The following is a 13,067-nucleotide window of genomic DNA, read 5'->3' on the forward strand; positions in this document are numbered from 1 at the left end:
CGCCTCCTGCGCACAGTGTGGCGGCCCGGCTGGTTGCCCCCGTGCCGCGCCGGCTCCGCCGCCGTAGTCCAGTGAGTTGTCCCGTACGTGTTCCAGTGAGGTGGTGCCCGATGGCATCCCGGTTGTCCTCCCCTGTCGAGCCCCAGTCCGTGACGCCGCTCCAGGGCGCCCGGCCCGGCATGCCGTTGTACGTGTGGTGCGCCGGAATCATGCTGCTGGCGCTGAGCCTGTTCGGCGGCCATGGCAAGCCCTCCGGCGCCTCCGACTTCTCGGCCAAGCCCCATGCCGAGGCGGGGCTCTCACCGTCGTCCTCGGCCGGCCCGCCGACGGGCAAGCATCTGCCGCGGTCCGAGCCGACGCGGCTGCTCATCCCGAAGATCGGCGTGGACGCCCCGTTCACCGAACTGGCCGTCGACGCCACGGGCAAGCTCCAGCCGCCGCCCGCCGACGACACGAACATGGTCGGCTGGTACGCCAAGGGCGTGTCCCCCGGTGAGCCGGGGGCCGCGATCGTCGCCGGTCACGTCGACACGACCACCTCCGCCGCCGTCTTCGCCGACCTCAGGGAGTTGGAGCCGGGCGACCAATTCACCGTGAACAGGGCCGACGGGCGCAACGCCACCTTCGTGGTCGACAGCGCCGACACCTTCGCGAAGGACGACTTCCCCGACAAGCGCGTGTACGCCGACACCCGCGACGCCGAGGTCCGGCTGATCACCTGCGCCGGCGACTACGACCACTCCGCGAGGGACTACACCGAGAACCTGGTGGTCTTCGCCCACCTCGTCTGAACCCCGTGCTCGCGCAGGGGACCGATCTGCCAGCCGTGTGCCTCGCACGTGTCGAGGACGCCGGGCAGGGCGGCGAGGGTGATGCGCCAGGAGTCGGGGGCCGAGGTGCAGTCGGAGTCGTGGAGCAGGATGGTGCCGCCGCCGGACAGGTCGCGGGTCACGGTGCGGTGGACGGAGTCCGGGGTGGCCCGTGCGCGCCAGTCCTCGCCCCAGGCCGTCCACAGCGTCGGGGTCAGCCCGAGGCGGCGGCAGGTGAGGTGGGCGGCGGTGTTCATCACTCCGTACGGCGGCCGGAACAGCGTGGGCGGGCGGCCGGTGACGTCGGCGACGGCGTCGCGGGCCCGGGCGAGGTCGTCATACGTGGCGCGCGGACCGCGCAGCAGCAGGGGGCGGTGGTGCCAGCCGTGGATGCCGATCTCGTGCCCGGCGGCGGCCATCTCCTTGGCCAGACCGGGCGAGCGGGCGAGCATCGAACCCAACAGGAAGAAGGTCGCCCGGATGCCCCGGGCGTCCAGCAGTCGCAGGAAGTGCGGGGTGGAGAGGTGGTCGGGCCCGTCGTCGAAGGTGAGCGCGACATGGTCGGGGCGGCCGCGGCCGGCGAGGCGGGGCATGGCCCGGTTGCGCAACGGGCCGAAGGTGGAGACCACCGGCGCGGCGTGCGCGGCGGCGAGCGCGGGCAGGACGATCGCCCCGGCCCGCCGAACGGTACGGGCCAACTGGCCCGGGCCTGACCTCATCGGTCGTCGTCCTCCAGGTAGTGGGTGAGCGCGCCGAAGTGGTGGCCGGGGGACTCCCCGTAGGCGTAGGCGAGCGGGGCGCCGATGCCGAGGGAGACGGTGGCCGCGATGGCGGCCATCATGAGGGCCGTTCGGCGCCGGGCCCGCCGTGATTCGGCGCCGGACCGCGCGGCACCCGGACGTCCCGGCATCACCGGCCGGTCGGCGTCGGCCCGGCGGCCCGGTGCCGTCTGCCGTGCGGCGACCCGGCGCCGCCGCTGTGCCGGGACGACGCCGGCCGTCGGCGACTCGACCGGCGTCACGGTGCTCGACGGGCGTGCGGCCGGCAGCGGACGGCGGACCATCGCCGTAACGGCCGGTACGGGCCCGGGAGCGGAGGCGTGCAGGGCCAGGCCCGCCTCGCGCTGCGCCCGGCCGCGCGGGCCGTGGAGGAGTTCGGTCAGGGTCGGCGCCAACTCGTCGGGCTCGCGGATCCAGGGGGCGAGGCCCGCCTCGTCGAGCGCGGCGGCGTTGGTCCGGCCGTGCCCGGGTATGCAGCGGTAGCTGACGACCGGGAGTCCGCCGGCGAGCGCCTCCAGCGAGGTGAGCCCGCCCGCGTTCTGGACGAGCGCGTCGCACGCGTGCATCAGGCCGGGCATGTCGTCCACCCAGCCGTGGACGTGGGCGACGCCGTCCGCGCGCAGCCGTTCGGCGAGCGCGTGATTGCGTCCGCAGACCACGACCGGCAGCGCGACCCCGGTGTCGAAGATCTCGGCGGCGGCCTCCCGGACGGGCCCGACTCCCCACGAACCCGCGACCAGCAGGACGAGCGGTGTGTCCTGGGGAAGGCCGAAGCGGGTGCGCGCGGCGCGCCGTTCGTCCTCGTCGGCGGGGGTGAAGCGGGGGTCGGTCATCGGACCGGTCACGGTGACGCCCGCCCCGCCCCGCTCGTGCGCCTGGGCCGCGGGTATCGCGTGAGCGGCGAGGTGGGCGTCGATGCCGGGCGCCACCCACAGGGAGTGGACGGAGAAGTCGGTGAGGTAGGTCAGCGCCGGTATCGCGAGCCGGCCACGCAGCCGCAGCGCGCCGAGGACCTGGCTGGCTCCGGGGTAGGTCGAGACGACCGCGCGGGTGTCGGGGGTGACGGTGGCGAGGGTGCGGCGTTCGGCGCCGCGCAGCAGGGCCCGTACGGCGGGGTTGGGGCGTCGTTCGTGCTCGGTGGCCGCGTAGATGCGCTGGTAGCCCGCGGGGGCCCAGGTCAGGAGCCGGAGGTAGGCGCCGGAGAGCAGCTTTCCGGCGCGGGCGGGCAGCAGGTCGAGGAAGTCGTGGCGGTCGACGAGAAAGCCGGCCGCCGTGAGATGGCGGGTGAGTTCGGTGGCGGCGCCGTCGTGCCCGGCCCCCATGCTCGCGGAGATGACGGTGACACGGGTGGGACTGTCGGGGTGGGGCACAGCGGATCAGCCTCCAGAGTGGTGAGGGCATGACGGGGGACGTCACCGACTCGCCGGAACAAAGGCGAAGGGCACAGACACGGGGGCCACCGAGGCCGCCGCCACCGGTGTCGGCGACGCCGACCGGCTCGGCGGTCGGCGTTGAGCGCTCCGGCGCGCAGGCGCGTGTCCCCCGGGGTACGGGGGCACGGCAACCCATGGCAGACTCGGACCACGGCAGCATTTACACCGCCGTAGAAGTTCAAGTTTTACACGACTGTAGAAGATGGACGGGTGAACGACAAACCCATGGGCCGCGATTCAGGCGATTCACAGGCTCGGGGCTCCAAGCGGGCCAACGGCGAGCGGGAGTCCGAGATCCTCGGCGTACTCCAGCGGGCCGAGGGCGCGCTGACGCCGGGTGAGGTCGCCGAACGGCTCGGGGGCGAGCTGACGTACAGCAGCGTGGTCACGATCCTCACCCGGATGCACACCAAGCAGCTGCTCACCCGCACCCGGCGCGGAAGGGCGTACGCCTACGCGCCCGTCACCGACGACCCCGGGTTCGCCGCCCGCCGGATGCGCACCGTCCTGGAGGAACGCCCCGACCGCGAGGCGGTGCTCGCACGCTTCGCCGACAGCCTGTCCGACACCGACGCGGACCTGCTGCGCCAGCTGCTGGGACCCGACACGGACCCCGACCGGTAGGACAAGGAGCCCGCCCGGATGCGTATCGCCGTCTATCTGCCGCTGCTGCTGTCCGTGATCGCGCCCCTCGGCGCCCGCCCGCTCTCCGAACGCTGCGAACCGCGTCTGGCCACCTGGCTGCTCACCGCCTCCGCGCTGATCCTGGGTGTCGCGACCACCATCTCGCTGGGACTACTGGCGATCACCGGCCTGATAGGCGTCCCGTTCCTCGCCGGCCTCGGCCACTGGTCGGCCCGCACCGCGCAGATCAACGACCCCGCCGAACCGCCGGTCGCGCTCCTCGCGGGCCTCCTGCTCGGCGCCGCACTGCTCACCGCGGCCAGGATGCTGTGGCGTCGGGCCCGTTCCCTCGCCTCCGCCATCTGGGACGCCGCGTGCATGCCCACGCGGGACGGGCTCGTCATCGTCGAGGACGAGGCGCCGGACGCGTACGCGCTGCCCGGGCTGCCCGGCCGGGTCGTCGTGTCCACCGGCATGCTGCGCACCCTGGACAAGGCCGAGCACGACATCCTGCTCGCCCACGAGCGCGCCCATCTCGCCGCCCACCACTACCTGTTCGTGGCCCTGGCAGGCCTGGGCGCCGCCGCCAACCCCCTCCTGCGGCCCTTCGCGACCGCCGTCACCTACACCGTGGAACGCTGGGCCGACGAACAGGCGGCCCGCGCCACCGGCGACCGCCGCCGAGTCGCCCACGCGGTCGGCAAGGCGGCCCTGGCCGCCCACGGCGCCCCCGCTCCTCGCCTCTCCACCCTCGGCTTCCGCGGCGTCCTCGGCCGACGCGGACCACTCGCCGGCGCGGGCCCGGTCCCCCGCCGGGTCGCCGCCCTCCTCGCCCCGCCGCTCACCCGCCATCCGGGGCTCGCCCTCGTCACGACGGCGTGCCTGGCCCTCACCATGGCGTCGACCGTCGCCGCCACCCACGACCTGCACGACCTCCTCGAGGTGGTCGGCATCGCCCACCACCACGGGCCGCATCACCTCGACCCGGACAGGTCGAACCACACCGCCTTGCCCTTCGGCTGAACCGGTCGTCGTCGGGTCTTCGCGCACGGACGATGGAGGCGACGAGGTCGCGGGCGAAGCGCCGAGGCGTAGCCTGAGGAAGAAAACGGGGGAAAGGGGCGGGCCATGACCAGTCGTTTGCTGATGCCGTGCCGACGTACGGGAGGCGACCCGGTCGCCCCGGAGGCCGAACCCGTACGCGGGTCCACGCACCCCACCCCGGGAGGCCGGGCCGCCCGGCCCGCGTAACGGCGGCCCACGCTTCTTGTGGCACCCCCGGGTCCTGGTCGCCGATCGGGGTTGGAGTTGAGCGACAGCGACTGACCGACCAAGCCCGGGAAACAGTGCGGGCGACGAACGGGTGAGGACGGCACACCTTGCCGCCCCACCCGTGGAGTGGTCCGGTCAGCGGACCGTTTCCGCCGCCTTCTCGATGACGCGGGTGACGGCGTCCGGCTGGGACACGGTCACAGCGTGGGAGGAACGGACCTCCTCGACGTGGGCGTTGGCGCGCTCGGCCATGTAGATCTGAAGCTCCCGGGGGATGTTCAGGTCGTCGGTGGCCACCACGGACCAGGACGGGATGGTCCTCCAGGCGGGTTCGGAAGCACCTTCGTTGAGAGCGGTGCCGGTCGCGGGGCGCTGGGTGACCGCCATGGTGTCAGCGATGCTCTCGGGGACATCGGCGGCGAACTGGTGGTGGAACACGGTCTGGTCGATGTAGAGGTCGACGTCCTGGGAGCCGTCGGGCCTGGTGATCGGAACCGGGCGCAGAGCCTGGCCGAGCGTGCTGCCCTCGAACTTGCTCGCCAGCTCATTGGCGTTCTCGCCCTTGTCGGGGAGGAAGGCGGCGGCGTACACGAGTGCCTTGACGTTGTCGCAGCCGTGGGCGGCGTTGCTGATCACCGCTCCGCCGTAGGAGTGCCCGACAAGGACCACCGGTCCGTCGATGCCGGCCAGGAGGTCCTTGACGTAGGCGGCGTCGCCGCTCAGCGAGCGCAGCGGATTCGCCACGGCCACCACCGGGTACCCGTCCTCCTTCAGCTTCTTGATGACGCCGTTCCAGCTGGAGGAGTCGGCGAACGCGCCGTGGACGAGTACGACGGTGGGCTTGCGGTCCTGCATGAGAGGGGTGCCTTTCGAGGTAGGGGTTCGAGGTGCTGCGGTTGAGCCGCGGAGAACTCTCAGTTGCCGTGCAGTGCGGTGCGCAGGGTGTGAATGGCCAGCTCCATCGCGACTGTCGTGGCCTGGGTGGGCCGCAGGGGGTTGAGCATCATGAAGTCGTGCAGGATGCCGTTGACGCGGATGCTGGTGGTGGGAACACCGGCCTGGGTCAGCTTGCGGGCGTAGGCCTCGCCCTCGTCCCGCAGCACGTCGTTCTCGTCGACGATGACGAGCGCGGGCGGCAGGCCCCGCAGCTCCTCCAGGCTCGCCCGCAGCGGCGAGGCGGTGATCTCCGCCCGTTGGGCGGGGTCGGTGGTGTAGCAGTCCCAGAACCAGGCCATGCCCTTGGCCGAGAGGAAGGGGCCGTCCGCGAACTCCCGGTAGCTGTCGGTGTCCTGGCCCGCGTCCGTGACGGGGTAGTACAGCGACTGGTGCACGAAGGTCACGTCTCCGCGCCGCTTGGCCATGAGGGTCAGTGCCGCGGTCATGTTGCCGCCGACGGAGTCACCGGCCACCGCCAGCCGGGAGGCGTCCAGGCCTTCCTCGGCCCCCTTCTCGGTGATCCACCGGGCCGTCGCGTACGCCTGCTCGATGGCGACCGGGTATCTGGCCTCCGGTGAACGGTCGTACTCGACGAACACCACGGCGACATTCGCCCCGACGGCCAGCTCACGCACCAGACGGTCATGGGTGCCGGCGTTGCCGAGGACCCAGCCCCCGCCGTGCACGTAGAGGACGGCAGGCAGCGTGTCCTGGCTGCCGACGGGCTTGACGACGCGTACCCGCACATCACCCACCTCGGCGGGCACCGTGATCCACTTCTCCTCCACGTCCAGCTTCGCCACCGGCGCCGCCTGCAGGTCGTCCAGGACCTTCCGGGCACCCTCCGGGCCGAGCTCGTACAGGAACGGCGGGTTGGCCGTCGCCTCCGCGAGCTCCTGCGCCGCGGGCTCAAGAACGGGCTTGGTCATGACTTCACTCCTTGGGTAAGCAGGCTTTTGTCCGCTTTTCCGCTTTCACCCTTATGACAAAATGACCCGTGAAGGTGTGACACGAACCGCAGGACAGGGGAGACAAAGGTTCAGCGTGGCGGCCCGCCGTCCGGGGCGGAGTGAGTGTCGGGCCCCCTCCTTGCCCCTTCCCCGGCTTACCCTCCGCCCGTGTTCAACGTCACGGGGATCCTCAAGCGGCTGGTGATCGGCCGGGCCATGCGCAGCGAAGAGCTGCACGAGACGCTGCTGCCCAAACGGCTCGCCCTGCCGATCTTCGCCTCGGACCCGCTGTCCTCGGTGGCGTACGCGACCCAGGAGATCCTGCTGGTCCTCACCCTGGGCGGCCTCGCCTACCTGCACTTCACCCCGTGGATCGCGGCCGCGGTCGTGGCGCTGATGACGGTCGTGGTGCTGTCGTACCGCCAGGTGGTGCACGCCTACCCGAGCGGCGGCGGCTCGTACGAGGTGGTGTCGACGAACCTCGGCCCGACCGCCGGACTGGTCGTCGCCGCCTCGCTCCTCGTCGACTACGTCATGACGGTGGCCGTCTCGGTCGCCTCCGGCGTCGACAACATCATCTCCGCCGTCCCACGCCTCGCCGACCACCGTGTCCTGATGGCGATCGGCTTCGTGGCGGTCCTGACGGCGATGAACCTGCGGGGCGTCCGGGAGTCGGGACGCGCCTTCGCCGCACCGACGTACCTCTTCATCAGCGGCGTGCTCATCATGGTGGTCACGGGCCTGATCCGGTACGCCCTGGGGGACGCGCCGGTCGCCGAGAGCGCCGGGTACGGCGTCACGCCGGACCCTTCCGACGCGAACCTGACGGGCCTCGCCCTGCTGATGCTGGTCCTGCGCGGGTTCTCCTCCGGCTGTACGGCGCTGACGGGGGTGGAGGCCATCTCCAACGGCGTACCGGCCTTCCGCAAGCCCAAGTCGAGGAACGCGGCCGAGACACTGACCGCGATGGGAGCCCTCGCGATCGTCATGTTCGTGGGCGTCACCGCGCTGGCGCTGATCACCAAGGTGCACATCACGGACGACGCGTGCCGGCTGACGGGGCTCACCGACAGCTGCGGCTCGTACACCCAGCGCACGGTCATCGCGCAGATCGCGGCGGCGGTCTTCGGCGGCGAGCACAGCGTCGGCTTCTACGTCATCCAGGCGGCGACCGCGCTGGTCCTGATCCTGGCGGCGAACACGGCCTTCAACGGCTTCCCGCTGCTCGCATCCATCCTCGCCCAACACCGTTATCTTCCGCACCAGTTGCACAACCGGGGCGACCGGCTCGCCTTCTCCAACGGCATCCTGGCGCTCGCGATCGTCGCGGCTTCGCTGCTGTGGGGCTTCAAGGCGAACGTCACCAGCCTCATCCACCTCTACATCCTGGGCGTGTTCACCGCCTTCACGCTCTCCCAGCTGGGCATGGTCCGGCACTGGAACGGACAGCTGCGCGTCGAACGCGACCCGCAACTGCGGCGCCGCCATCACACGGCCCGCGTGATCAACGCACTCGGCTCGGTCGTCACCGGCCTGGTGCTGGCGATCGTGCTGGCCACCAAGTTCACGGAGGGCGCGTGGCTCGCCGTGCTCGCGGCGATCGTGCTGTGGGTGATGATGCGCGGTGTCCGACGCCACTACGACGCCACGTCGGCGGAGCTGGCGGTGACCGACCCGAAGAGTGAACTCACCCGGCCCTCACGGGTGTTGGGAATCGTGCTGGTCTCCACCCTGCACAAGCCGACCCTCCGCGCCCTCGCCTACGCGCGCGCCTTCCGCCCCGACCTGCTGGAGGCCCTGACGGTCTCCGTCGACCGTGACGAGGCCGCGGCGCTGCTCAGGAGCTGGGAGGAGTACGGCATCGAGATCCCCCTGAAGATCATCGACTCGCCGTACCGCGAGGTGACCCGGCCGGTCGTGGAGTACGTCCGCTCGATCCGCCGCGAGAGCCCACGGGACATCGTCGCCGTCTTCATCCCCGAGTACGTCGTCGGACACTGGTGGGAGAACCTCCTGCACAACCAGTCGGCGCTGTGGCTGAAGAACCGGCTCCTGTTCACCCCCGGGGTCATGGTCACGAGCGTGCCATGGCAGCTGACGTCCTCGGCCCACGCCGACCGGCCCGCGGCCAGGGCGCCGGGGTCCTTCCGACGGGGGGAGCCACAGGGGCCCGGGCCCCGGGCAGGCACCCCCCAGCGGTAGCGCGCCCGCGGCCGACCCCGGCCCGGCAGGCCCCGGCTCAGCGGAACTCGGCGAGCCTCGGACGCAGCCCCAGCAGGATCAGCGCGGCCGCGCCGAGCAGCAGACCGCACGTCCACGGGAGCGGTCCGCTCGCCTCGAAGCGGCCCGCGCCGACCGCCGCCGTGAAGTGCCGCCGGTTGATGTCCGTCACCTTGTCCAGTGCCGTCATCCAGGCCCCGAAGTGGGCGTTGGACGTGCCCGGCTCCCAGCCCATGCAGAACGCGACGGCCTCGCGCTCCCTGCCCTGCGCGACCAGTGCCCGGATCCTCCGGTCGTCGCCCTGGTAGACGGCGTACGCGTCCACCGTCCGCTCCGCCGCGGTCCGTTCGCCGGGGAAGGTGAGGTTGGCGAGCTCGCGCGCGAACTCACCGCCGAAGTCGAGGGTGTGGTGATCCGCGCGGTACTCCTTCCAGGTCGCGCCGAGCCCGGAGTCGTACGAGTCGAGGGTCGCGCCCTTCATCCCGTACAACTGCTGCGACTTGGCGAGGAACGCCTGCGCGTACTGGTCGCGGCGCTCGGGGTCCAGCAGGTAGCGGCTCTCGTCGGCGTTCGCGTCGTAGGCGATGGCGCGGGCGCGGGAGAGCGCGACGACGGAGTCGAAGGCGTCGCGGCGGGCACCGTGCAGCCGGTCGGCGGAGGCGGAGAGCGCCTGGCTGCCCAGGAGCACGGCGAGCAGCGCGCAGACGGTGGCGGCCAGCACGCCGGGGTTGAGGATCCGGTGGAAGCGGCGGGCCAGGTACCACTGGAGGACGCCGAGGGCCGCGAGCAGCAACGCGCCGAGCGCGAGGACGGCGGTCAGCTGGGCCGCGAGGGCCGAACGGGCCTGGTCGTACTGCCGGTCGAAGGCACTGTCGTTGGAGTCCACCAGCCTCCTCGCGCTCGGCAGGAGGTGGGCCTGGAGGAGATCGGTGGCCTCGCGGTAGTCGACGAGCGCGGCCGGTCTGCCGCCGGCGCGGTCGTCGTTCTCGAGGGCCCGGCCGATCAGCTCCTGATACTCGGCGAAGTCGTCGGTGAGCGACTCGACGGTGCGTTCGTCGGTGCGGTCGCCCTGGGCCGCGACGGCGAGGGCGCGCAGGTCGTGGCCGATGGCGCGACGCGCGTCACCGTAGAAGCCGACCGCCTTCTCGTACGGTGTCGTCAGGCGCCCCTTGCCCCCGTCACCGCCGGCCAGCAGGAGGTTGGCGGCCTGCGCGTCCATGTCGTTGAGGGCGAGGTTCAGGTCGGCGGCGCTGGTGGTGCGGGGTGCGTCGCGCCCCGCGACGGTGTCCCAGGTGCCGGTGGCGGCGAGCCCGGCCAGCGCGAGCAGCAGGGCGAGGGCGACGGTCGGCAGGACGGTGGCGGTGCGCAGCAGCCGCAGCCGCGCGGGCAGGGTCGCCCAGAAGCGGCGGTGCAGGGCCGCGCCAACTCTTCGGTGTGCGAGGCGAAGGGGGCGCCGGGGACTTCGGGGCCGCCTGGGGCGTCGGGGTCGCCTCGGCCGCGTACCCGCACGCCGTGGCCGAGGTGCGCGGCCGGCCCCGGAGGGGGCGGTCGCCGCGCACGGTGGCGCTCCGGTGGTCCCGGCTCCCGCCGCGGGACTGAGCGTGGTCCCGGCTCGCGCCGCAGGACTGTGCGTGGTACCGGCCGTGACAGCCACGAGCCCCTCCATCGGCACGCCACGGACGCTCGTCCGTGTCCCCCGTGCCGCGCCCAGTCTGCGACCGCTTCACGTCACGCACACCGGCCCTTGATGGGCCCCTGATGTCGCCCCGGACGACTTTGACGCGTCCTTGATGCCGTCGGCCGACCACGTGTGCGAAAAGCACGGCATTCTCATCGACGGGGGCCGGACCGGGGGTTGCCACCCCTGTGACCACATCACCGTGCCTCCACCGTCCCCCGTTCGCCGCAATGTCCACCCGCCCTGCCGTTTCCTCCCCCATTGCCCACAATCGGATCACAATGGGCACCACGCCGGGCAGCACGTCAGGAGCACCCGATGGCCACCACCGACCACTCTCGTACCGGAGGTACGACGGGTACGAGCCGGCTGCGTGCGTGGATGCTCGAGGGACTGTCCGACATGGGCAAGACCCCGCAACGCCCGCACGCCCAGCCGGAGCCCGTGCACCAGGGGCAGCGGTGGTGGCGGGTGATGTGCCTGACCGGCGTCGACTACTTCTCGACCCTGGGCTACCAGCCCGGCATCGCGGCCCTGGCCGCCGGACTCCTGTCGCCCATCGCGACCATCGTGCTCGTCATCGTCACCCTGGCGGGCGCACTGCCCGTCTACCGGCGGGTGGCCGAGGAGAGCCCGCGCGGCGAGGGCTCGATCGCGATGCTGGAGCGACTGCTGTCGTTCTGGCAGGGCAAGCTGTTCGTCCTGACCCTGCTGGGCTTCGCCGCCACCGACTTCCTGATCACCATCACCCTGTCGGCGGCCGACGCCTCCACCCACCTGGTCGAGAACCCCCATCTCACCAGCACCCTGCACGACCAGCAGATGCTGATCACGCTCATCCTGGTGGCGCTGCTCGGCGCGGTGTTCCTCAAGGGATTCCTGGAGGCGATCGGCGTAGCCGTCGTCCTGGTGGGGATCTATCTCGCGCTCAACGTCGTGGTCGTGGTCGTGGGCCTGTGGCACGTGGCGACGGCCGAGCATGTGATCACCGACTGGACCAGCGCCCTGACCACCGAACACGGAAACGTTCTCGCGATGGTCGGGGTCGCCCTCCTGGTCTTCCCCAAACTGGCCCTCGGCCTCTCCGGCTTCGAGACCGGCGTGGCCGTCATGCCGCACGTCCAGGGCGACGCCACCGACACCGACGAGAAGCCGGCCGGCCGCATCCGGGACACCAAGAAGCTGCTGACCACCGCCGCCGTGATCATGAGCGTCTTCCTCATCTTCACCAGCTTCATCACCACGCTCCTCATCCCGGAGCAGGAGTTCAAGTCCGGCGGCCAGGCCAACGGCCGCGCCCTCGCCTATCTCGCCCACGAGTACCTCGGCGGCGCCTTCGGCACGGTCTACGACGTGTCGACCATCGCCATCCTGTGGTTCGCCGGCGCCTCCGCCATGGCCGGACTGCTCAACCTCATGCCCCGCTACCTCCCCCGCTACGGCATGGCCCCGCACTGGGCACGCGCCGTCCGTCCCATGGTGATCGTCTTCACCCTGGTGGCGTTCCTGGTCACCTGGATCTTCAACGCCGACGTCGACGCACAGGGCGGCGCCTACGCCACCGGTGTCCTCGTCCTCATCAGCTCCGCCGCGATCGCCGTGACCATCGCCGCGCGCAAGGCCGGCCAGCGCAACTGGACCATCGCCTTCGCCGTCATCTCCGCGGTCTTCCTCTACACGACCGTCGTGAACGTCATCGAACGCCCCGACGGCGTCAAGATCGGCGCCTGCTTCATCGCCGGCATCATCCTCGTCTCGCTCCTCTCCCGGCTGGCCCGCGCCTTCGAACTGCGGGTCACCAGCGTGAGCCTGGACGACATGGCGGACCGGTTCGTACGCGACATAGCCAGCCGCCGGATCCGGTTCATCGCCAACGAACCCGACAACCGCGACAAGGCCGAGTACCGCGACAAGATCGAGCAGATCCGCGCCGACAACGACCTCCCCGCCCAGGAGGACTTCGTCTTCGTCGAGGTCACCGTCCTGGACCCCTCGGAGTTCGAGTCGGGCCTGACCGTACGCGGCGAGGTGCTCCACGGCCGCTACCGCGTCCTGACCCTGGAGTCCTCCTCCATCCCCAACGCCCTGGCCGCCCTGCTCCTGTACGTCCGCGACCGCACCGGCTGCACCCCGCACATCTACTTCGAGTGGACCGAGGGCAACCCCTTCACCAACTTCCTGCGCTTCTTCCTCTTCGGCCAGGGCGAGGTCGCCCCCGTCACCCGAGAGGTCCTGCGCGAGGCCGAACCCGACCGCTCCCGCCGACCGCGCGTGCACGTCGGCTAGGGCCTGTCCGGCGGATCAAGTCGCAGGAAACAGGCGGCGCCTCATCGACGCTGGTGAGCGGGGCTTGGTGCGTGCAGCTG

The 13,067-nt window shown here is 71.6% G+C and carries 11 protein-coding genes; 6 read left to right on the forward strand and 5 right to left on the reverse strand.

Annotated features, from left to right (window positions below; translation table 11 throughout):
* The first annotated feature begins 110 nt into the window (after positions 1-110).
* Positions 111-791, forward strand: a complete 681-nt coding sequence (locus tag OG568_RS22945; RefSeq protein ID WP_329532927.1) for a class F sortase — start codon at positions 111-113, stop codon at positions 789-791.
* On the opposite strand, the gene OG568_RS22950 is transcribed toward OG568_RS22945, so the two are convergent.
* Together OG568_RS22950 and OG568_RS22955 are read right to left on the reverse strand one after the other, a co-directional pair.
* Complete coding sequence (locus tag OG568_RS22950) at positions 752-1,528, reverse strand: polysaccharide deacetylase family protein (RefSeq protein ID WP_329532929.1); 777 nt, start codon at positions 1,526-1,528, stop codon at positions 752-754. The genes OG568_RS22945 and OG568_RS22950 overlap by 40 nt on opposite strands.
* Complete coding sequence (locus OG568_RS22955) at positions 1,525-2,958, reverse strand: MGDG synthase family glycosyltransferase (protein WP_329532930.1); 1,434 nt, start codon at positions 2,956-2,958, stop codon at positions 1,525-1,527. The genes OG568_RS22950 and OG568_RS22955 overlap by 4 nt, the downstream gene beginning before the upstream one ends.
* A 273-nt stretch (positions 2,959-3,231) precedes the next feature.
* Between OG568_RS22955 and OG568_RS22960 the strand changes: the two genes are divergently transcribed.
* From OG568_RS22960 to OG568_RS22970, 3 genes are all read left to right on the forward strand, one after another.
* Entirely contained in the window at positions 3,232-3,645 is a 414-nt protein-coding gene (locus OG568_RS22960; protein ID WP_266437632.1) for a BlaI/MecI/CopY family transcriptional regulator, read from the forward strand.
* An 18-nt stretch (positions 3,646-3,663) separates the two neighbouring features.
* Complete coding sequence (locus OG568_RS22965; protein ID WP_329532931.1) at positions 3,664-4,668, forward strand: M56 family metallopeptidase; 1,005 nt, start codon at positions 3,664-3,666, stop codon at positions 4,666-4,668.
* Between the two features lie 105 nt (positions 4,669-4,773).
* Positions 4,774-4,896, forward strand: a complete 123-nt coding sequence (locus OG568_RS22970; RefSeq protein WP_329532932.1) for a hypothetical protein — start codon at positions 4,774-4,776, stop codon at positions 4,894-4,896.
* 156 nt (positions 4,897-5,052) lie between these two features.
* Here the strand turns inward: OG568_RS22970 and OG568_RS22975 are convergent, their stop codons facing one another.
* Positions 5,053-5,772 (reverse strand): alpha/beta fold hydrolase, encoded by a 720-nt coding sequence (locus tag OG568_RS22975; protein ID WP_329532933.1) that lies wholly within the window; start codon positions 5,770-5,772, stop codon positions 5,053-5,055.
* A gap of 59 nt (positions 5,773-5,831) precedes the next feature.
* Positions 5,832-6,782, reverse strand: coding sequence for an alpha/beta hydrolase (locus tag OG568_RS22980; protein WP_329532934.1), 951 nt, complete (start codon positions 6,780-6,782; stop codon positions 5,832-5,834).
* 237 nt (positions 6,783-7,019) lie between these two features.
* On the opposite strand from OG568_RS22980, the gene OG568_RS22985 reads away from it, so the two are divergent.
* Positions 7,020-9,005 (forward strand): APC family permease, encoded by a 1,986-nt coding sequence (locus tag OG568_RS22985; protein ID WP_443077879.1) that lies wholly within the window; start codon positions 7,020-7,022, stop codon positions 9,003-9,005.
* A gap of 37 nt (positions 9,006-9,042) precedes the next feature.
* Here the strand turns inward: OG568_RS22985 and OG568_RS22990 are convergent, their stop codons facing one another.
* Positions 9,043-10,677, reverse strand: a complete 1,635-nt coding sequence (locus OG568_RS22990; protein WP_329532936.1) for a hypothetical protein — start codon at positions 10,675-10,677, stop codon at positions 9,043-9,045.
* Between the two features lie 342 nt (positions 10,678-11,019).
* Between OG568_RS22990 and OG568_RS22995 the strand changes: the two genes are divergently transcribed.
* On the forward strand, positions 11,020-12,987 hold the full coding sequence (locus OG568_RS22995; protein WP_329532937.1) for an amino acid transporter: 1,968 nt from the start codon (positions 11,020-11,022) through the stop codon (positions 12,985-12,987).
* The last annotated feature ends 80 nt before the right edge of the window (positions 12,988-13,067 follow it).

This window comes from Streptomyces sp. NBC_01450 (genome assembly GCF_036227505.1).
GTDB lineage: Bacteria > Actinomycetota > Actinomycetes > Streptomycetales > Streptomycetaceae > Streptomyces.

Coding starts and splice junctions, on each gene's coding strand:
- OG568_RS22945 (WP_329532927.1), top strand. CDS start 111: ATGGCATCCCGGTTGTCCTCCCCTGTCGAGCCCCAGTCCGTGACGCCG.
- OG568_RS22950 (WP_329532929.1), bottom strand. CDS start 1,528: ATGAGGTCAGGCCCGGGCCAGTTGGCCCGTACCGTTCGGCGGGCCGGG.
- OG568_RS22965 (WP_329532931.1), top strand. CDS start 3,664: ATGCGTATCGCCGTCTATCTGCCGCTGCTGCTGTCCGTGATCGCGCCC.
- OG568_RS22970 (WP_329532932.1), top strand. CDS start 4,774: ATGACCAGTCGTTTGCTGATGCCGTGCCGACGTACGGGAGGCGACCCG.
- OG568_RS22975 (WP_329532933.1), bottom strand. CDS start 5,772: ATGCAGGACCGCAAGCCCACCGTCGTACTCGTCCACGGCGCGTTCGCC.
- OG568_RS22980 (WP_329532934.1), bottom strand. CDS start 6,782: ATGACCAAGCCCGTTCTTGAGCCCGCGGCGCAGGAGCTCGCGGAGGCG.
- OG568_RS22985 (WP_443077879.1), top strand. CDS start 7,020: ATGCGCAGCGAAGAGCTGCACGAGACGCTGCTGCCCAAACGGCTCGCC.
- OG568_RS22995 (WP_329532937.1), top strand. CDS start 11,020: ATGGCCACCACCGACCACTCTCGTACCGGAGGTACGACGGGTACGAGC.